Here is a 20,914-nt window from a genome sequence, read left to right as displayed (position 1 = left end):
GGCGAAAGAGTAAATCAAACTCGAATAGTGAACATAAGATAATGTTTTGAATAAAAAAGAGACGGTTATTGCCGTCTCTTTTAACATATGCTTCTAACACTTTTGAGCATGGTCGTTTTTCGCTTTCCCGGTGAAATCCGTGCTCGTTATTTTGATTACGGTCACGGCGGCGGCCTGCGCGGGTGTGAATTCAAACTTGTGTGGCGCGGCGGATTGCGTGGAATGCGCGGAATTTGGGTGTTGCGCGGAACTTGCGGCTTGTCGTTTCATTAAGAGCGAGAGACCACGGCATTTTTCGGTGACGTCTTCGACGATTTCTGCCTTGCCCTGCCCGACAACGCTTGCGTAAAAGCGTCCGCTTTTGCAATAGGCCTCTTCGTGAATCTCGATGCGATTTTCGACGCACATGCTGAATGCAACATTCGGATTTTTGCGAATGCAGTCGAGTTTTTTGCCGACATGAGCGCAATGAAAATACAGTTCCAGAACGCTATCGTTTAGGCTGTACCCGAATGAAAGCGGAATCACGTAGGGCATGCTTGCATCGGCTTCATCTGTCATCGCGACATGGCAGGTCGTGCACTGTTCGATAATCTTTGCGATGTTTTCATCGCCTAAAACTTCTCTATCCTTGCGTCGCATTTTACCTCAACTTTTTTACGCTGTTTGAAATTAAATATAATATAGGCTTCGACTGAAATTTTTACACAATCGTGTTGTCCAAGCGGAACACTTCGGCGAGTTGCTTGTCGTCCATATCGGCAAGCCATGTTTCGCCAGCGTTCACGGTCAAGTTGGCGACAGCTTTTTTTGTTTCGAGGAGGGAGTTGATTTTCTCTTCGAATGTGCCTTTGGTGATAAAGCGGTGGACTTGGACGTTGCGCTTTTGGCCGATACGGAAGGCGCGGTCGGTGGCTTGGGCTTCGATGGCGGGGTTCCACCACAAATCGTAATGGATGACTTGCGAGGCGGCGACGAGGTTGAGGCCGGTGCCACCAGCCTTGAGCGAGAGAATGAGTACTTTGCAGTCCGGATTTTCCTGGAAGTCCTGGATCATTTCGGAGCGCTGCGTTTGTGTGCAACCGCCGTGGTAGAAATGCGTGCGGAGGCCGAGTTCGCTTTCGATGGTGGATTTCAGTAGGTGACCCATTTCGGCGAATTGCGTGAAGATGAGCGTTTTCTCGCCTTGCTCTTGGATGGATGTGAGGAGGTCCAGGAGCATTTGCATCTTGCCGGATTCGAGCTTGTTAGATTTAGGAACGTTGGACAAGACTTCACTGGATGGGGCTTCGCCCCTCCCTTTGGGCTCGGTCATGCCCAAGCCTGCTTGGTCGCGACACTCGCCTTTAAGGTAGTCTTCCTCCCGATGGTCGTCAGGATGACGATTCTCTGTGTTTGCGAGACCTTTCAGGAATGTGGCGGGGTGGTTGCAGATTTGCTTGAGGGCAAGAATCATTTGCAAAATGATGCCTTTGCGTTTGAAGAGGGCGTGGGCGTCGTTTGCTTTTTCGCTGAGTTCTTGTTCTTCTTCGAGCTGGGCGAGGAAGTGGTCGAGGGTGCGTTTGTAAAGGGCTGCTTGCGAGCGTGTGAGTTCTGCGTATTCGTCCTGGATGATTTTGTCGGGCAAGTCGCTGATGATGCTCTTGTCAGTCTTGAGGCGGCGCAACATAAACGGAGCCGTGATTTTGCGGAACGTTTCGGCGACAATCTGGTTCCCGTTCTTTTGAATAGGCGTTTCGAACTTTTCGCGGAATTCGCTTGCACTCGGGAAGAATCCGTGGTTCGCAAAATCCATGATGGTCCAGAATTCCATGAGGCGGTTTTCGACAGGTGTTCCGCTCATGGCGATTTTCATAGGAGCCTTCATCTTGCGCAAAAGCTTGCTCTGTTCGCTATCGGCGTTTTTGATGTTCTGCGCTTCGTCGATGATAATCGTTTGCCATGCGTGCTTGTCGAGTTCCTTGAAGTCCTTGCGGAACGTGGCGTATGTGGTGAGCAGAACGTCGGCGTTGAATTTCTCGAGGCTGCGGCGGCCACCGTGGTAGGCAAAGAACGAAAGTTCTGGCGCGAATTTCTTGATTTCGACTTGCCAGTTGCAAAGGAGGCCGGCGGGCATCACGACGATGGCTTTTTTCTCCGCGAATTTGCCCTCTTGTTTCATCTTGAGGAGGAACGTAATGACTTGCAGCGTCTTGCCGAGGCCCATGTCGTCGGCGAGAATGCAACCGAATCCGATTTCCAGATTCTTGTACATCCAGGAGTAGCCGCGCATTTGATAGGGACGGAGTGTCGCGTTCAAATTTTCGGGCAGAGGAACTTCCGTTTCGGCACGCCATGCGTCGAACTGTTGTTTGAAATCGCTTGCCATTTCGACCGGGATGTTGTCGCATTCGCCGGTAAAGCACGCTTGCACGAGTTTGGCTTGCGTGATTTCGGGAACGGAATCTTCTTCGATGAGTTCGTCTGCGGAAGTCGCGGCACCTCCAGTAGCACCCTCGGCGGCATTTTCAGAAGACGTTTCCGCATCATCCCCAGCAGTTTTTTTGCTTTTGCCGTTTTTCGCAGACTCGCCAGATTTGCCTTCAATTTTATCACGGATGGACTGTAAATCTTTTTCGGTAATTTGTACGTAGCTAGATTTGTATTTTAAAAGTCCGTCCGCTTGCTCCGCGAGTTCCAAGAATTCCTTTGCCGAAATATTTTCGTCGCCAATGGCGATTTCCCAATCGAAGTCGAGTAGGTCGCCGGCAGTAAATGCTCCAAAGCTCATGCTGCCTTGCAATCGCATTTTGGGCTTGGGCTTGCCGATGTTCAAAAGGTTTTTTGGAATTTCGGTTTGGATGCCGAACAGTTGAAGTTTCTTGAGACAATCTTGCAAAAATTCAAGGAGTTCGGCTCCCCGCATCAGAATAGGGACGCTGGCACGTCGCTCAATGTATTCGTCGAGTGGTTTGAATCCATCGGCAATGCCGTTCAGAACGCTTAAAATTGAGAGCAGACGCGAGTCGTTGTTTTCGAAAAGTTCCGAGAGTGGCGTGCGTTTCGTGGCATTTCCGGTTGCACTAGTAGCATCTTCATCAAGTACGAAAATTTCCAATGCGACATCGTCTCCCGATTCATAACAGACGAACAAAATTTGTGTGCGGCACCCGAGACTCGAATACACCGAAAGCCATTGCTGGATTTTTCCGGGAATCGTGTGAGCGTTGTTTGCTAGTTTGCCTGAAACGCTATCGAAGAAGAACGAAAGCAAATTGCCGTGGTTCGTCTTGAGCGGAGTCTTGTAGGTGCGAGCAAATTTCAAAAGCTGTGAAATGAACAGCGAAAGAATGTGCTCGGCAGGTTCGGCAATTTCGAAGAACGATTCATCTTTGCTGGTCCATGCAATTCCTCTCGGTGCAGAAACTTCGAGGTCCGCGACGATGTACAGAATTTCGGGCAGCATTTCTGCAGGCCGCCAACGCATTTGGGCAACGTCTTTTCCGATCCAAAAAACTTGCGGATAAATGGCCCCGGTTCGCACGAGATAAAATGCGACTTGCAACATCAAGTGCAAATAACGCACGGAATAATGGTGCCATGAAAAATTGCCGGAACTCAAGCAGCAAAGTGCTCCCATCACGTTTGTGACGGTGAGGTTGCTGTTGATGACTTTTTCGCCCATGGATTGCTCGAATTTCCAATGCCATCCGGGCTTGTGAAAGAGCCGCAACTGTTCGTTTTCCATCAAGAACGTTTTAGCGTTGTTCACGCGGAAGTGCTCCGAGAAAACGTCAAAATTCTCGAAGTCGCAAAAGAACTTGTGGCATGCTTGGAGTTCGTCGGTAAAGCTCTTGCGGAAATTTCCGGCGGGGCAGAACTTCGGGAAGTTTTGCAGCATGGCGGGCAAAATATGCGAGTAGTCTTTCCAGCTCTTGAAATCGAATGTCGGCAGTTGTTTGGGCGGAATGCTGTTTTGCGATTCGCGGCCTGAGCCTTTGTATCCGCCGAATAAACTTTCGCTTGCGTCTTCGGCGTGGGCGAGTTCCGCTGCGTTTTGTTCCTCTTGTTCCGCACGCTCGTCGCGGTTTCCGTCGCTTTCCCCATTGCCGTTCCCGGTGCGGTTTTCGTTCGCATTTCCCGAAACGCCCGCTGCATCCGAGCTTCCTGCACTCCCTACGAGTCTTGTCGCCTTGCTGAACGACCTCACGAGATTCGCTTCGGCGGGTGCTTCCATCTCCATCGTTTCTGGCTTGAAGTCTTTGATGAATTCAAGGTCAAGTCCGTGAATCTTGAAAAGGATGTTCGGGTCCTTGTCGGCTTGTTCGGCTATTTTCAGGAATGTCGCTATTAGGTACTTGCACGGGCGTTCGTCGCGGCAGTCGCAGCCCATGTTGACTTTTGCTGGGTCGTCAAAAAGCTGGAGTCCGCTCTTTGCCATCAGGAGTTCGAGCGACGGGCTTAAAGCCTTGTTGTTGAACGCCAACAGTTCTGCCGGTTGCTGTTTTAAAAAGCTCACGAAGATTTCGGAAGATTCTTTTGAAAATTTCGGAAAAACGATATAATTGTTGTGGAGTCCGCCATTCGGCCCTTTCACGACGGAAATCACGCGGTTATCGACGATATCGACGCTTGCAACTTGACCACGTGCAGCGAACTTGAGGCCCTGCAGAATTGCATGTTCGCTTGCCGTCGCAAGAATCGAGCAAAGCCACTTGTTCGCCCACCAACTCTTTCCATAACTTCCAAAATCCATGAGCCCAAATATAGTAAAAAGTGCTCAAATGAACAAATTAACCCGCCGCAAAAACTCTGATTGACTTTTTGCGTTTATAAATAGACAGTATCTTGAGATTCCCAATTATTCCCTTTTTTACGCAGTTCATCCGAAATAGCATACTTTCTGTTTTAGGAAACCTTAAATAATTAATATATTTCCCTGCATGAATTCAAAAAAATCGTTTACGGAAAGATTCTCCCAGTGGTACATTCCACTCGTTTGTAGAAATAAGTACAAGGCGCTTGCCTTCTATCTCCTTCTTGCTGTTCTCCTTGCATTCCCGATTTTGGTGAAGCCGGGGCTAAAGCTCGATGCCGACCTTTCGCATCTTTTGCCCGAAAACACGCCGAGCGTTAAGGCGTTGGAGGAATCTTACCAGAGATTCGGTTCTACGGACCGTTTCATGATTGCCATCCAAAGCGAGGACGTGAACCTTGTCGCCGCCTTGCAGGATTCCATCAGCGATTACATTCGCAAGAACTGGAAGGGCGATGTCGTCTCGACTCAGGTCGATAACGACAACAAGTTCTTCAAGGACAATTCGCTTTTATACCTCCCGGTAAAGCATCTTGAACGCATCCGCAATAACCTTGATGACTTGCAGCTGGAAATTGGCCGCAAAAATGGTCCGCTTGTCGTGGATTTGCTGGGCGATGCGGAACCTGCTGATTCGTCGCAGGATTCTACGGCTAAAAAGGAACGCGTCTGGTTCGATGCGAGTTTGCCGCAAGAGCTTGGCCTCCCTGATGAGGCAGTAAGTGCCTTTGATTCGTTCTTCAAAAAGAAAGATGAACCCGAGGTGCAGACCGCAGAGACGACGAAGCGTGAAGATTGGGACCCGAAAAAGCCTGTTCCTGCGAGTATGAAAACTCGCCTGATCGGTTGCCCGTACCCGGATAGCACTGGAAAGATTTTATATAACGGCGTGGTGAACGCAAAGCTTATCCGTCCCTCGACCGACTATGTTTTCGTGACGCACATTCTAGCCCGTTCGGATTCTTTGATTGCGTATTTTAGCAGCAAAAAATATCCTGTTCCTACGCGTTTCTCTGTCGAAGGAACGTACGAAGGCCTCAAGGAAGTCGATGAAGTGGCGAACGATTCCATCTTCTCCTTTGGCATAAGCCTTGTCCTTATTATATTCCTGACAATGTTCTTCTTCAGAAGCGTCAAAGGCCCGATTCTTGTGACGTGCTCGGTGCTTTACGCGTGCATCCCGACGCTTGCGTTTACTGCTCTTTTCTACGGGAAACTGAATCCGTTTACGGTCTTTGTGGCATCCATTATTCTCGGTATCGGTATTGACTATTCCATCCACATTTTGGGAACTTCGCAGAAACTTTTGAACAAGTTTGCAACACTCGAAGAAGTTCTTGAAAATGCTCAAAAGCGGATGCTCAAGCCGTTTATTCTCGCAAGCTTTACGACGATTGCTGCATTCCTCACGCTTTTGGCGGCCCATTTCCGCGGCTTCTATGAATTTGGCGTGGTGGCTTCGATGGGTGTGCTTTTCAGTATGCTCACGTCGGTGCTCGTGCTTCCGGTGTTCATCAAGTGCATGGGCGGGATTCCGGCGGCTCCGCAGAACAGCTTGTTGCCGAAATCTTGGGACGAGGCGAAAATCCTCAGCTTCTTCAAGGCCCTCGCTCTTATCGGTCTTGTGCTTGGCGCAGTATCCATTTGGTATGCTCAATATGTTGACTTTGAACACAACTTGCGCAACTTGCGTCGCGTTACGACAGAAAAGGTTCCCAAGAAAAAAGGAATTAGTGCAGGTGTCGCTCGATCGAACAACCGAGCCTCTTCGACTCCGGCGGCTGTCATGGGCAGCAAGTCCGAACAGCTCGATGCCCTTTACGATACGTTGATGGTGCGCCTGCATGTGGAACATGACCCGATGCTCCGTAGCTTCCTTACGCTCAAGACGTTTGTTCCGCCGAAGGATTCGCAGGAACGCCGCTTGGAAGTGATTGAAGAAATTCGCGACCTCGTAGAAGCTCGCGTGTTCGACAGGGCCGAAGGCGAAGATTCCGCAAACGTGGCGACGCTCCGCAAGCTTTCTGCGGTGGATCGTACGTTCGATGCGAAGGACATTCCAGACTGGGCGTTGGACTTGCTCCGCGAAAAAGACGGCAGTTACGGAAAAATCGGTTTCATTTATGGCGATTTCCCGAGCTGGGATGCAAAGGCCTTGCATAAATTCCAGGACCGTTACAGCCATTGGAATTTTGACGGCGAAAATCTCCGCACGTTCTCGTCGCAGTTCATTCTTTCGGACGTGATTGAGTCGGTGAAGGCGGACAGCTTTAATTTGGCTTCGGTCATCATTCTTGTGATTTTCGGTACGCTTGTCATTTCGTTCCGCAAGCCGAAGTATTTCTTGGCGGGCTGCATTTCGTTTGGAATGGGTACGCTCCTTACGCTTGGATTGCTTGGCTACTTGACGCAAACGTTTGAATTCGGAAAGATTAGCATATACAACGTTATCGTGATTCCGATGGCTCTCGGTATCGGTATCGACTCGACGATTCACTTCATTACTTCTTGGACTTCCCCGTCTAACAAGAACATGACGATCCGCCAGCTGTTCGATACGACGGGCCGTAACGTGATGGCTAGCTCCACGACGACAATTGCAGGCTTTGTCGGATTCCTCTTCACGACGCATCGCGGTTTGAAGGGTATTGGCGACCTTGCTTGCATCAGCATTGCCATGTTCCTTATCACGAGTGTCATCTTTAGCATATACCTTTGCGGCAGCTGGCTCAAGAAAAAATAATCGAGAAAAAATATGCTTCGTTACTATTGGTTCTTTTTTGCGCTCATTCTTGCGTTGGGGCGCTTTGCTCAGTTGTGTGCTCTCTACATGATGGATACGCCTATGGGAGGGCCTCTAGTTTCGAACTTCAATCGGTTTATCTGGTACGCACTGTATTCCGAAATAGGCCTTGTCATGGCGGTGGCTCTGGTTTTCTGGGGCATCTCGAAACTTGTTCGTGGCAAGGGATATACAGTTGTGAATATTGTTTCGCTAGTCCTTGCGTTTATTTATCTTGCGTTAAGTGCGACGAATGACGAAATCATGCGTTGGATTAGCCAGCGGCTTACGCTCTCGTATATAAGGACGTATATTTTTGCGTTTACGGATACGGGGCTTGTATCGACGATTTTCGCAGGCAGTGCGTTCCATTTTATTTTGTCTGCTCTGATTGTCGTCGGCTTTATGGCGGCTCTGATTTTCTATGTCAAGAAGAACGATTTGGCGAAAGCATCGCAAGTCCCGTTTGATAAAAAGTCTGCCGGGGCAGTCGCTTTGATTTTCGTGCTTGCCGTGGTGGGTTGCACGTCGCATTTGTGGTTCAATCCCTCTAGCAGGCGTTGGGACCGCATTCGCCCCGTGGCCTATACGCTTGTAGAGAATGTTTTTGAAACGTTGGAAATGAGCAATCCCGGAGAGCATTACCGCGAAGGAATCATCGCTTTGGGCGGAAATCCAGATCAAAAATATCCGTTCTGGAAAGAGGCAAAAAACGAAAAAGCTTCGATGGATGTGTTCAAAGCGAAACCGATGGAAGAACGCCCGGACATTATCCTCTTTACAATTGAAAGTCTTCGCGGTTGGGCTCTCGACATGCGAATCGAAGAAAGCTGCAAGCGGTTCCGCAATTTGTGCAGGCTTGCAAACGGTGGTGCTTATTATCCGAACACCCATAGCGTCGGCTTCCCGTCGATTGAAGGGCTTTTGGGCATTATGCAGGGTGTTTACAGTTTTCCGCAGGGGATTTTCTTGAACAGTTACCCGAATACGAAAATGCGTTCGATTTCTGAAATTCTTGCTGATGCTGGCTATCACACGGAAGTGCTGATTGGCTATGAACCTAATTTTGACAATAGCTTGATTTGGTTCCAGAAATGGTTCGATTTTTATGAGTATGATCCCAAGAATGAAAATGATGTCGCTTTGGCGAACCGCTTTGTAGAGCTGTACCGCAACCGCCCAGCGGACAAGCCGTTGTTTTTCCATTGGATGAGCCGCAGCATGCATACGACATTTGATTTGCCTGCCGATATGGGGCCGAAACCGGATGATTTGGATGTTGCGTATTTGAAGGCGACCGCTTATATGGACAGTGCGTTAGGTATTATTTTGAACGAAGTTGAAAACGGGACGCGTTCTAAAAATACGTTGTTTGTGCTGACGGGGGACCATTCGCTTTTGAACGGCAAACAGTCGCTTTTGACGGAAAAGCTTGGCCAGATTTTTGACGGATTTACGTGGGTGTCCTTGATTTTCAACGGCCCAGGAATTGAACCTGCCGTGATTGAGAATCCTGTTTCGCAGGCGGATATAGCTCCGTCGCTGTTGGGCTACTTGGACATCGAAGCATCCAATCATTTTATGGGTGCGGATTTGCTAGGGAAGGGGAAACCCGCAGAGAATGCTTATCCGCCGGTGTTTTCGTTCCGCTTTGGCGATATGGCCATGAGGCAGGATTCTCTGACGTATTTGCTTACGCAGTGCGTGAAGTCGAATTCTGCGATGGCTTTCAAGAGCTATCTCAAACCGACGTGGGATACGTCTTCGCTCGTGGGCGGCTATGAAGCAGGAATGCCTTTTGCAATGGACGATGCAAAAAAATTGGAAATTGGCCAAAAGATGCAAGCCGCCGCTATCGCGTACCGGTATGTTGTCTATAGCAACTTGCTGATGCCGTAGTTGCGGTGGGCAGTGAGGGGAAAGCGTTTGTCACCCTGATATAGGCTTTGTCACCCCGGTCCTGTGCCGGGGTCTGTTGCTTACTTTGTCACCCCGGATTTATTCCGGGGTCGGCTTACACAGTTATAAACAACTGATGCCGTAGTTGCAGCGAGAATTTTTTATTGTATATTAATAACATGCCTATTAAATTTATTATATCGTTTGTAGTTCTTTGTACCTTGCTGGTGGGGTGCTCGGAGAACTGTAGTGATCTTGACGAAGATTATGCTGGCGTAAGTGCCGATACGACTTATTTTGCTTGTGCGGATACCTTTGAATATGATTCAACATTGTATCCAAGTTTGTTTGCTTTTAGGAGTAATGACTTGGAACCTTTGACAATTGCTGTTGATTATAAAGATAATTCACGTTCGGATGACGAACGTCTATATGTTGAAATTTATGGATGCCAAACAAATTCTTGTACAGATGCGAATACCATAGTTGTTCGTAGTGGTGATTATTCCTATACGGAATTAATTTTTAAACCTCAATTTGAAATAACGAAAGCTAAAGGCTCTGTTCCGATGAAACGCAGTAGTTACATGCATAAAACAATTTATTCCCGATTTCATTTGAATATAAAAACACCTTCTATTTATGTTTCTTGGAATTTTGAAGATGGAAATATTGTGTATGAAGAACAATGTACTTCGGGCATGAAACCTGCGTGGTGATTATGAAATTTGTTATACTCATCTTTATTGCGATGTTTGTGTTTTATTCTTGCTCTTCTGATGTGAGTTACAGCAGCGATGCTTATGAACGTGCTTTGAATAATCGATTGCATCGAAAAATATCTGGAGAACTCATTTTCCCTAAAGCTTTTATTCCAACGTCAATAAAGGCTTTTGAACTGGATTCTAATTTGAATAAAGGTGAAGAAGTTGATGCTGAACTTGATACGGCACGTAATACTTTTAATATTGAATATCACAGTTATGCAAGTAGATATTTGTTAATTCTTACTTCTGGACTTTGGAAAAATTACGATTCAGTAGGTTATAAAGTTGAATTTGAAACGATTATAGATATTGCTTTTATTGAATATAGGAAAGTTCGTTTAAGGTTGCTTTCTCATTTGGAAATACCAAGAGTTAAACAATTGATGAAGGAAGGATATCCATTTATAGCAGCAAAGGAAAAGGCTATGAGTGAATTCTTTTTGTTGTATAGGGATAAATCTTTATATTGGGATGCTGATATTAATACGCATTTTTCTGAATTCCTTATTTTTGAAGAGAAAATTACAGATTTTTTCCCATATCTGTTGTTTCTTTATGATGAAACTGATTCTGCATTTGTTGAAAATATCGAAAAATTTAGGAATAGCTTTGCTGGAGGCGTGTGGCAAGATTCTGTAGAGCGTATAAAATCAGCTGATTATCTTTTGAAAAATTATTATAATGTGAGCAAAATTATGGAAAAGTGGTATCCAAAGATTGTTGAACCTTATATGATAGATTATTTCATGAACGTATTTTCAATGGTGTATGGCTTGCCGCGTTGTTCAGAAAATGGACTGACTTTTGAAATAAGTGTTCCATTGTCAAAATTTTATAAGGATAGCGTTGTTTGTGAAGAATTGAATTATTTTCGTAATCACAGATTTTGGATGAGACTATTCACTGAATTAGAAAAAAATATCGGTCCATGTGTTTATGGAACTTCTGTGAGAGGATCTGTTAAAGAATATGAAGGCAAAACTTATATTTGCAGTCCACCTGTAAAATCATATATTCCAGATTCCTCAAATGTTGAAAACTGGAAACGTAAAGAATAAACTTTGTTGATTGTAAACAATTTTTTTCAAAAAAAAGTTTGTATTGATTGTTTTGTAATAAAAATTTAATTTTGTGTCTAACATTGTTTGTATTAAATTGCAATTTGTCATAAAATTGCCTTAGTACTAATGAAATAAATTATAGTTCTTTTGTGGACTGTAGTGTGTGTTTGTTTAACTAAAAAATATGGTGGCTTTGTCCATCGTGTGTTTTCATATGTAGGTTAAAATATGATAAGGAAGATTATCTTTGCGATATCTTTGATGGTTTTGTCTGCTTATGCAAGCGATTCGTTCTTATATTCCTGTCAAAAAAAATGGCGGATTAGGTCCGCCATGACTAATTCCTAACACCTAATCCCTAACACCTAATCCCTATTACAATCCCTATTACAATCCCTTTTCCAGCGAATAGTCGGCAAGCTTTATAAGCGTGTCTATTTTGCCTTGAAGTTTATTCACGATGTCTTGATGTTCTTTGGCGAGGTCGTTGTCTTGGTGCGTGTCGCTTTCGGCGAATAGCCATTTTTCTTCTGTGGTATATTTCGATACAAGGCGGTAGCCGTCAAGGCCAATCGCTTTGACTCCCGTGTATGCCCCTAGCGAATAGCCTTCGCCGTGGCCTCTCAACAAGTTGTGTCCCATGAAAATGTTCGGGACGGCGAATCCGGCGAGTTCGAGAATCGTGGGGGCGATGTCCATTTGCGATGCGGTTGCCGTATCACGCATGGGTTCGAGGCCTTTGCCGTGGATGAGGAACGGAATCCAGGTCGCGTTTGAAAATGCGTTGCCGGAGATTGTCGAAGAACCGTTTTCGCCAAGCGGGAATCCGTGATCGGCCATGATGATGACGTATGTGTTTTGATACCAATCCTTGTTTTCAATGGCGTGGATGAGCCTTGAAACCTGCCTGTCTGCGTAGCCCATGGTGTAGTTGATGCGTTCTGTCAGCGGCTTTAGCTTTTCTTCTTCGGGCATGCCTGCTGCAAAGTTGAACGGGTAATGGTTCGAACGCGTCATGAGTGTTGCGAGGAACGGCTTTTCTTGCGTGCCGAGCGTATCCCGGATAAACAAAATTGCATGGTCGATGAATGTGGAATCGTCTTCGCGGCTGCGGTCGTAATGTTGCCCGGTGTACCATTTGTTCATCCAAACACCGAGATTGTCCCAAGCGGGGTCTGCCGCCGACATGTAATGCGTGGTGTAGCCGGAATCCGTAAGCGTTGATGCAAAACTGGGGAGCTTAGCTTGTACGAGGTCGGTTGCCGCAGAAAGCGTGGAATGGTCCGAAATGCCGAGATGCGTCGTGAGGACGCCTCCCGTTGTCGGGAGGCCGCTCGTGTGCATGCGTTCCCAGAGGTGCGAGTGCGCCGCGATGGAATCGATGAACGGCGTGGGCGATGGCTTTAAATTCGGGTTGAGACAACCGACGTTCAGCCCGCGCTCGGATTCCATGAGAATCAGGATAAAGTTTGGCTTGAGTGCGCGCTGCTGTTTTAACTGTTCGCTTTGCAAAAGTTCTTGCTTGGGAATGCGATAGAGGGGGAGGCCGTTGCTCTCTTTGGCTGACGAAAATTCCCAAAGCGAATCGCCTTCGAGGCGTTGCCAAAGTTCTTGGTACATTTTTCCATAAGTGGCAACTTCTTCGTCTGTAAGGCTTGTCGTTTTTTGCACTTCAAAGATGTCGCGATATACGGAACCTACTACAGGGCGTAATTTCGTGAGTCGTCCGTTACCAGTCCAGATTACATTGATGAACAGGTACGAGACGATGTAAAAGACGACCATGAAAATGGAAATTTTTTTTGTCGAAGTAAATTTTTTTGAGAATAGTTTGTATAAATAGTAAGCCGCTGGAATCGCAAGGGCGAACATGAAAAATTGGATAAAAGGGATTGAATTGTCGTTTGCGGAATAATCCCAAAACATGCGGATGGAGGACGTGTCTTTGTAGGTGCTCACGAGTCCGAATGAAAGGTGGCTCCCCAGGAATCGCATTAGTTCTTGGTCCAGAATGGTGGCTATCAAGAGAATGGAATGGAAAACGGCGTATGTTACAGTTAAAACTTTTGAAATTTTATTGCTGCTTTCTGGATGTGTAGTGCTGATCCCGGAACAAGTCCGGGATGACAACTGCGAACGGAATTTTTTTGCTATCGCTTGAATTATTGCACCGACAATCAAGAAAAAGATGAGTGAATTGCAAATCCACAGGAAATCTAAAGTGATGGCGTGGAATATGTACCAGTCCGGCTTTGAAACGAAAGGAAAACCGTAAGGGTTGTTGCGGAAAAGCAAAAGAACGCGAAGGACGATGTGTACGCACCAGACGGCGAGCGAAATATATGCGATTTTTTTGTAAGGACTTGTAAATTCTTTTATTTTATTTAAAATATTCTGAACCATGCAAGAGAAAATAGAAAAAAATGTAATAATCAAAAGGTGAAAAGTGATGTAGCGTTGTTTTTTGCGGATTATCTGCATGTATTTGCTTTTTTTCGTCACGAAAGTGTTTTAGATTTTCTATAATGTGGATGTATGAGTATGATAAATACAATTGTCGTTGCTGGTGGTACTCACGGCAATGAACGGACTGGCGTGAGTCTCGTTGAAAAGTGGATGGCTCATCCTGAATGTTATAATACACTTTGTAAAAGTGCAAATGTAGAGCTTGTGCTTGCGAACCCGGAGGCAATGCGTCTCAACCGCCGCTATCGCGATTTTGATTTGAATCGTGCTTTTTCGCAGACGTGCTTGGATGTGACGGTGGAACCTTCGCAGTACGAGTTCCGCAGGGCTCGCGAACTCAACCGCATGTACGGCCCCAAGGGTACGAATACGCGTACCGACTTGCTTTTGGATGTTCACAATACGGGCTCGAACATGGGCTATTGCTTGATACTTTCGGCTCGCGACCCGTTTACGATGAAGGCTTCTGCGGTGTTGACGCAGGAGTTCGAAGATGCGTGGATTTATTATCAGCCCGAAGAACGCAGTGCATCGCCGTATTTTGGAACGGTCGCGAAGGCGGATGTTTGCATTGAAATCGGGCCGCAACAGCACGGAACGTTGAATGCCGCGATATTTGAACGCTCCGAAAAATTGGTGAAACGTTATTTGGAATTGGCGGATGAGTGGAATCGTGGCGAATTGCAAAAGCGTGAACCGATTCAGGTTGAAGTTTATACGCAATTGCGAGACTTAGGCTACCCGAAACCGCAGGGCGGAGGCACAATCCAAGCGATGATCCACCCGGAATTGGATGGTCACGATTACCGCGAACTCAAAAAAGGCGACAAGCTTTTCCGCACGTTTGACGGTAAAGATGTTTTGTTCGAAGGCGAGCCGGATGGACGCTCCGTTTATCCGATTTTCATCAACGAACCCGCATATTACGAAAAAGACATCGCCATGAGTTTGACGGTGAAAACCGTGGAAGAGTGGTAGCGGCGTAGTTGGAAGTAGGCGGTAGGAAGTAGGAAGAAAATTCTGTGACGAGAGGCGAGAGTCGCGGCGTTTGTCATCCTGAGCGAAGCCCGTAAGGGCGTAGTCGAAGGATCTAGTGAAATAGAGATACATTCTTTTCAATGTCATCCCGGACGGAGCCTGCCCTGAGTGTACCGAACGGGTTCCGGGATCGGCTTACACATCCTTAATTACAGATACTTTTCTACATTTATAGCGTAAAAATAGAGGTTACAATGGCTGAAGAAGACGAATTGAAAATGATTACGGGCGAAGAAAGCCTTGGCAATTTTATGGAACTCGTGCAGAAGTTGAAAAACGAGCCTTGGACTTCTCGCTTGAATGACATTCTTGATGCGTTTGAGGACTTTTTGACGATGCGTCCGGAGCCGCCTCAGTCTTGGCAGGACAATTACGCTGCTAGCGGAAAAGAATTCGACTACTACCAAATTGTGTTGCCTGAAGATTTTCAGGACCCGTACGAAGACGACCTAGGAAACATCAATCGTTTGCGTGGTGAATTTGCTCGTGTTCCGAGTACGATGGCTCTTGAACATGAACTTGTGAGCCGTAATTACTTTATTTTCGAAAATGGTCATGCGGAACCGATTCCTGCTCCACGTCCAATTCTCATGCTCGAAAGCAAGGACCGCGAAGACGACGAAGAACCGCAAGAAGGCGATATCACGTGGGATTGCTGTATCTCGATTTTTGCAGACGGCAGTTATGTTGCCTACAATCTTGAACACGACGATGAAGAAGAACTCGGCGAAGATTTCAAAGTCGTTTTCGATAAGCATATTGATACGCTCTCGAAATTGCAGCTCGTGATACCCGTCGAAGGCCGCGATTACGGAATCCTTAATAGCAAGTGTTAGTGCTGAGGCTTCAGGTTGTAGAATAAACCCCTAATACCTGTAACCTAACACCTAATCCCCTTATATGGACCCATTCGAAACAGAAATTTATCTGCACTACAAGCAAATTATTGAATCGCAAAAGGCTTGTACTCTTACGTGTCATCCCGGACTAGTTCCGGGATCTCCGTTTCTTTGCAAAACAGAATTGTCTTCCTTGAACACTCTTGTCATTCCCGGCTCCGACCGGGAATCTCCTAGAGAAGCGGCTTTGCTTCGTTCTGAAACCTTTCACGAACCTCGCCTTGTTCACATGGCTGATTTGCTGGACCGCTACGATGCGTTTTGCTTTGACGGGTACGGCACGCTCTACAATCGCGGTAGTTTTGTGTATCCCGGTGCAATGGAATGGTTCCAGATGCTTCGCCGAGCCGGAAAATACCTCCGGTTGGTGACGAATGCTGCTTCGGATGTCGATGAAGTCTTGGCTCGCGATGCGGACAAACGCGGTTTTGATTTTACAGCGGAAGAAACGATTTCGTCGGGGAGTTTGTTGCGAGAACTTGTAGAAAGCCTGCGTTCGGGAACCGCAAAACCGCTTAAATTGTGCGAAGTCTATTACATCGGTCGCGAGACCGGCAAACATGTGCTTGAAGCTTGTGGAATCACAGCAGTTGCGATGGACGCGGAACCTGCCGAGCCAATTGTTGCCATTTCGTCTGCGAAAGATACGCCTGAAACGTATGCTCGGGCGGTTAAGATTTTGCAGAAGCCGGGTGCTATTTTGCTCGTGCTCAATTCAGATGCTTGGGCACCGAAAATTCCTGATGAAAACGTCGTCACGCTCCGTGAACCTGTTTCGGGGGCGCTCTCAGAACGCTTACGTCGTGCGTCGATGTGCGAAGCGAATGGGGGTGAAGGCTGTGCGACTTATTATTTGGGCAAGCCTTTCCCTGCAATTTGGGAAAAAGTAAAACGCTCGCTCCCTGCTGGGGCGAACGTTCTAATGATTGGTGATACGCTTGGGACTGATGTACTCGGGGCGAAAGTTGCGGGTTTCGATTCTGCTTTAGTTGTGGGGCGAAATGTGCCTGCTACAGAACTTGACGCAGATGAAGCTGTCCTTGGAATTCGCCCAGATTGGTATTTGAAACCACAAGATATCTAATGTTTGCTTCGTCCCAATTTTATAATTCTGACATCAGTCGCTTTTTGGCGGGGCTGTCGGGGAGCGGCAGGAATGTCTCCTGTGCGAACGAACGCATGAGCATTTCCTGGGCGGCCTTTTTCGGGATGCCGCGGCTCACGAGGTAGAACATTTGTTCGGCATCGAGTTCGCCGACGGTGTTGCCGTGCGTGCATTCCACGTCGTCGTGGTAAATCTTGAGCACTGGCTTCACGGAGACGCTTGCATCTTCGCTCATGAGGATGGTGTTCACGAGCTGGCTGGAGTTGACTCCCGTGCAGTTGTAACCGACGATGACACTTCCGTCGTAGCTCACGCGTGCAGAACCAGAAAGCAAGTTGCGGGCAAGCTGGGTGCTTGTGGTGCGTGGGGCTTCGTGGTAAATCGTGAGGCGGCTGTGTTGCGAGGCTTCGCCATCGAGAATGTGGAGGCTGCGGTAATCGAAGTTCGCACCTTCACCTTTGAGGTGGCATTCAACGCTCACGCGGCCAATAGCTGTATCCTTGCAGATGCTTGAAAAGCGGACGTTGGCGCCTGCGGCCTGGGAAATGTTGAAGTGCCTGAAGCGGAGTGGCAAATCGCAATCCGGGTTTGCAAAGAAAATTTCGACGTCGGCATCTTCGCCGACGTTGATGTCGAAGCGTTCGGCGGCAATGTCATGGGCGACCTTGTTGTCGAGAATTTCGAGGCTCACTTTGGCGCCTTTACCGATTTCAAGAACGGTATGCCCGAAGTCGTTGTTGCACTTGAGCATCGCCATTTCGGCTGCGCCGGGCACGATTTCGCGAATCATGGGGCGTGCCTGGTTTGCAATCGGGAGGAGGGCGGCAAAGTCGGTTTCTTGGTTGGCCGGGGCTACGGGGGATGCAGCGAAATCCGTGCCCATAAATTCCGGTGTCGGGATTTTGGCAACCGGGAAGAACGACCAAAGTTCGTTATTGCGCTTGGGCATGCCGAGTTCGCGGAGGCGTGCAATCGCTTGTTCCGCGGTGGGCAAGTTCTGTATAAATTCAGCGTTCATTATGCGTCCTCGCAGTTACTTGGCTTCTTCGATCCAGTCGTAGCCTTGATCTTCGAGCTTGAGGGCAAGTTCCGGGCCGCCGCTCAAGATGATTTTGCCGTGACGGAGCACATGAACGTAAGTGGGCTTGATGTAGTCCAAAAGGCGCTGGTAATGCGTCACGAGAATCACGGCCTTTTCGGGCGACATGATGTGGTTGATTCCGTTTGCCACGATGCGGAGGGCGTCAATGTCGAGACCGGAGTCCGTTTCGTCGAGGAAGCTTACCTTCGGGTCGAGAATCGCCATCTGGAGAATTTCATTGCGCTTCTTTTCGCCACCGCTCATGCCGTCGTTTACGCCGCGTTCACGATAACGTTCGTCCATTTCGAGCAAGTTCATCTTTTCTTCGCAGAGCTTCTTGAAGTCTTCGTCGCTCATTTCGGGCTGGCCGAGGTAGGCGCGCTTGCTGTTGAGTGCCATCTTCAAGAATTCCACGTTGTTCACGCCCGGAATTTCGGTCGGGTACTGCGTGCTGATAAAGAGGCCGGAGTTGGCGCGTTCGTTGATTTCCATTTCGAGCAAGTTCTTGCCGTCCAGTTCTACGGAACCGCCATCGACATGGTAAGCGGGGTGGCCTGCAATCACTTTGGAAAGCGTGCTTTTGCCGGAGCCGTTGGGGCCCATGATGGCGTGGACTTCTCCCGGCTTGACCTCAAGATTGATCCCTTTCAGGATTTGGGTGCCGTCTTCGATACTTGCTTTAAGGTTCTTGATGGATAACATATTTCCTCTTTAATTTTAAAATCTTGTGAGCTTAGCCGAAATCGTCCATGGCTCCAAAGTCATCGTCGGGAACGTAAGGTTCTTCGTTCGGATCGTAAGGTGCTTCTTCGGGAGGTTCGCTTGATGCGAATTGTTCGTCGCTTTCGAATGGAGGCGGGGCTTCCATCTCCGGAGGCATTTCGGGTTGTGCGAACTGTGCGGGCTGCACGGCGGGTGCTGCAAATTGCACGGCAGTCGGTGCGGTCGCGGCTTGTGGTGCTGCGTACTGCGGCGAACTTGGTTGTGCCGGGGTTGGTGCTGCAAATTGCGCGGGGACCTGCTGCGAGAACTGCGCGGCGTTCCCTCCGTTCATCGCAAGCTCGTTAATTTCAGTGTAAAGGTCAATAAGTGGCGCTTTGCTCTGGATAATCTGCTCGGCAAAAACATCCGGCGTAATGGCCGAAATCTTGCGCTTCTTGGAAATCGTCTGGATGCCCTGCGTGAACTTGTTCAACTGCATGCGAAGACGCATGCCCGCTTCGGAGTCGAGCGGGATGAGCTTTTTGTAGCGGTCGCACAGGTTGAGTGTGAGCACGGCCAACGTGTCGTAAAATTCCAGAATCTCGTTCGGCGTTTTCCACGTTTCGTCAGGGAGTTGCTCCAAGAAAAGTTGCAACTGTGGCGAAAGCGATTCGTACAAGACTCTCGGCGAGAATGCGCCCGTCTCTGCGTACTGCGCGAGAATCGACTGGATAAATTCATCAATCAGCGGAGAATCGAAAATCTGGATTCCGCTGGCGGCAAAGTCCATATCGAAATATTCTGCGGCGCGGTCGAGAAGCGTGGGGTTGCGGAATAACAAATTTGCAAAACGTACTTCAATTGGCGAGAGCAATTCCCACGGGACGCTCACTTGCGGCGCTGCGGGCTGTTCGGCTGCTGACTGCGTCTTTTCGCGTTTCGGGTGTGCAACCTTGATGCCTGCGAGCGAACGCGTGGTGCTGTAACGCTCGGAAACGAGTTTCAAATACTGATTACGAAGTTCCGGATTTTCGATGCTCTTGATGAGCGTCTTTGCTTGCGTGATGAATGTGGCTCGGTCTTCGGGACTGTTGTTCGGCATTGTACGCCCGAGATAGCTGAGCCAGTCTTCGGCAGTGCGGAGCGCTCTTCTGAAAGCGTCCGGGCCTTGTTCGTTCACGAAGTTGTCCGGGTCAATCTTGGTGCCGTCCGGGCGCGAGAGTGCAAAAACTTTTGGCGAAAGGCCTTTGGGCAGCACGATTTCGAGACTGCGGCGCGTGGCGTTTTGTCCGGCGGCGTCTCCGTCAAATACAAGGTAAGCGGTCTTTGCGTAGCGGGCGAGAATGCTGGCATGATTCTCGGTCAGTGCCGTACCCGATGCGGCCACGACGTTTTGCACGCCACTTTGGTAAAGGCTGATGAGGTCAAAATATCCTTCGACGATAATGACCGCATTTTCCTTCATGATGGCGTTTCGGCTGTGGTTCAACCCGAAGAGAATATCGCGCTTGCTGTAAAGCGCCGTTTCCGGGCTGTTCATGTATTTGGCAAGCTTTATTCCGTTGTGCGATGCGGGGTCGCTCAAGTCACGACCGCCAAAGGCGACAACGACTCCCGAAAGGTTCTGGATGGCGATCATCAAGCGATCGCGGAACTTGTCTGCGATACCGCCGTTTTCTTTTTCAACGGCAAGCCCAGCCTTGACGCAATCGCGTGGCGAAAAACCGTTGCGTGCGGCGTAGCCGATTAAGCCTTCTCGCCCTGTTGGTGCGTAGCCGATGTGGAACTGTTTGCGCGTCTCGGGTGAAACATGACGCTTGTTCAAATACTCCAACGCTTTGGGGCTTAACGTGAGCTGTTGCTCGAACCATTCGCAGGCGAGCTCGTTCAGCTTGCGGACCATCGTGCGTTCTTCGAGCACTTCGGTATTGACGTTGTTGCCGAGGTTCGGAAGTGCAAAACCCACAAAGTTGGCGACCCATTCTACAGCGCCCTTGAAGTCCAATTTTTCATGTTCCTGGATGAACTTGAAAACATCGCCACCCGCACCGCATGCAAAGCACTTGTATATGCCCAGCGTGGAATTTACCGACATGGACGGGGAGTGGTCATCGTGGAATGGGCACACGCCGACGTATTTGTTGACCCCGCTTTTTTTGAGCGGCAAGAACTGCTGAATAACCAGTGCGATATCCGCCTGGTTCTTGAGTTCTTGGATGATTTCGTCGGAGTAGAAAGGCATGCGCCAAATGTAGTAAATAGTGGTTGGTGACTAGTGGTTAGTGATTTGGGATATGCTGGCAGAAGGCTGTTGGCAGT

The 20,914-nt window shown here is 48.2% G+C and carries 13 protein-coding genes; 7 read left to right on the top strand and 6 right to left on the bottom strand.

What is annotated here, in order from left to right; translation table 11 throughout:
- Positions 1 to 93 precede the first annotated feature (93 nt).
- Both IKG78_RS15575 and IKG78_RS15570 read right to left on the bottom strand, forming a co-directional pair.
- Positions 94 to 642 carry a pyridoxamine 5'-phosphate oxidase family protein gene (locus tag IKG78_RS15575; protein WP_290945150.1) on the bottom strand — a complete coding sequence of 183 codons (549 nt, stop codon included), beginning with the start codon at positions 640 to 642 and terminating at the stop codon, positions 94 to 96.
- Between the two features lie 61 nt (positions 643 to 703).
- The gene (locus IKG78_RS15570) at positions 704 to 4,735 is read right to left on the bottom strand and encodes an SNF2-related protein (protein WP_290945148.1); all 4,032 of its coding nucleotides are present in this window, start codon (positions 4,733 to 4,735) and stop codon (positions 704 to 706) included.
- A 187-nt stretch (positions 4,736 to 4,922) separates the two neighbouring features.
- Between IKG78_RS15570 and IKG78_RS15565 the strand changes: the two genes are divergently transcribed.
- The 4 genes from IKG78_RS15565 (at position 4,923) to IKG78_RS15550 (ending at position 11,301) form a co-directional block, all read left to right on the top strand.
- Positions 4,923 to 7,538, top strand: coding sequence for an MMPL family transporter (locus IKG78_RS15565; RefSeq protein WP_290945146.1), 2,616 nt, complete (start codon positions 4,923 to 4,925; stop codon positions 7,536 to 7,538).
- A 12-nt stretch (positions 7,539 to 7,550) separates the two neighbouring features.
- Positions 7,551 to 9,476, top strand: coding sequence for a sulfatase-like hydrolase/transferase (locus tag IKG78_RS15560; protein WP_290945144.1), 1,926 nt, complete (start codon positions 7,551 to 7,553; stop codon positions 9,474 to 9,476).
- A gap of 179 nt (positions 9,477 to 9,655) precedes the next feature.
- Positions 9,656 to 10,195 carry a hypothetical protein gene (locus tag IKG78_RS15555; protein ID WP_290945142.1) on the top strand — a complete coding sequence of 180 codons (540 nt, stop codon included), beginning with the start codon at positions 9,656 to 9,658 and terminating at the stop codon, positions 10,193 to 10,195.
- Positions 10,196 to 10,197: 2 nt separating this feature from the next.
- Entirely contained in the window at positions 10,198 to 11,301 is a 1,104-nt protein-coding gene (locus tag IKG78_RS15550) for a hypothetical protein (protein WP_290945140.1), read from the top strand.
- Between the two features lie 390 nt (positions 11,302 to 11,691).
- On the opposite strand, the gene IKG78_RS15545 is transcribed toward IKG78_RS15550, so the two are convergent.
- A complete protein-coding gene (locus IKG78_RS15545) occupies positions 11,692 to 13,707 on the bottom strand; it encodes an LTA synthase family protein (RefSeq protein WP_290945138.1) in 2,016 nt (671 codons plus the stop codon).
- Between the two features lie 138 nt (positions 13,708 to 13,845).
- On the opposite strand from IKG78_RS15545, the gene IKG78_RS15540 reads away from it, so the two are divergent.
- The 3 genes from IKG78_RS15540 to IKG78_RS15530 all read left to right on the top strand — a co-directional run bounded on the left by IKG78_RS15540 (position 13,846) and on the right by IKG78_RS15530 (position 16,791).
- A complete protein-coding gene (locus IKG78_RS15540) occupies positions 13,846 to 14,748 on the top strand; it encodes an aspartoacylase (protein WP_290945136.1) in 903 nt (300 codons plus the stop codon).
- Between the two features lie 254 nt (positions 14,749 to 15,002).
- Positions 15,003 to 15,644 carry a hypothetical protein gene (locus IKG78_RS15535; protein WP_290945134.1) on the top strand — a complete coding sequence of 214 codons (642 nt, stop codon included), beginning with the start codon at positions 15,003 to 15,005 and terminating at the stop codon, positions 15,642 to 15,644.
- Between the two features lie 64 nt (positions 15,645 to 15,708).
- The gene (locus IKG78_RS15530) at positions 15,709 to 16,791 is read left to right on the top strand and encodes an HAD family hydrolase (RefSeq protein WP_290945132.1); all 1,083 of its coding nucleotides are present in this window, start codon (positions 15,709 to 15,711) and stop codon (positions 16,789 to 16,791) included.
- Positions 16,792 to 16,810: 19 nt separating this feature from the next.
- On the opposite strand, the gene IKG78_RS15525 is transcribed toward IKG78_RS15530, so the two are convergent.
- Genes IKG78_RS15525 through dnaG form a run of 3 tightly spaced genes read right to left on the bottom strand, consistent with a single transcriptional unit; the run spans position 16,811 to position 20,837 of the window.
- Positions 16,811 to 17,830 carry a SufD family Fe-S cluster assembly protein gene (locus IKG78_RS15525; protein ID WP_290945130.1) on the bottom strand — a complete coding sequence of 340 codons (1,020 nt, stop codon included), beginning with the start codon at positions 17,828 to 17,830 and terminating at the stop codon, positions 16,811 to 16,813.
- 15 nt (positions 17,831 to 17,845) lie between these two features.
- Positions 17,846 to 18,595 (bottom strand): Fe-S cluster assembly ATPase SufC, encoded by a 750-nt coding sequence (sufC, locus tag IKG78_RS15520; protein WP_074209825.1) that lies wholly within the window; start codon positions 18,593 to 18,595, stop codon positions 17,846 to 17,848.
- A gap of 31 nt (positions 18,596 to 18,626) precedes the next feature.
- Positions 18,627 to 20,837 (bottom strand): DNA primase, encoded by a 2,211-nt coding sequence (gene dnaG, locus IKG78_RS15515; RefSeq protein ID WP_290945125.1) that lies wholly within the window; start codon positions 20,835 to 20,837, stop codon positions 18,627 to 18,629.
- Positions 20,838 to 20,914 lie beyond the last annotated feature (77 nt).

Origin of the sequence: Fibrobacter sp., assembly GCF_017545445.1 — a bacterium.
Classification (GTDB): Bacteria; Fibrobacterota; Fibrobacteria; order Fibrobacterales; family Fibrobacteraceae; genus Fibrobacter.
The sequence above is the reverse complement of the archived record's forward strand: the minus strand, read 5'-3'. Positions and strand labels throughout refer to the sequence as shown.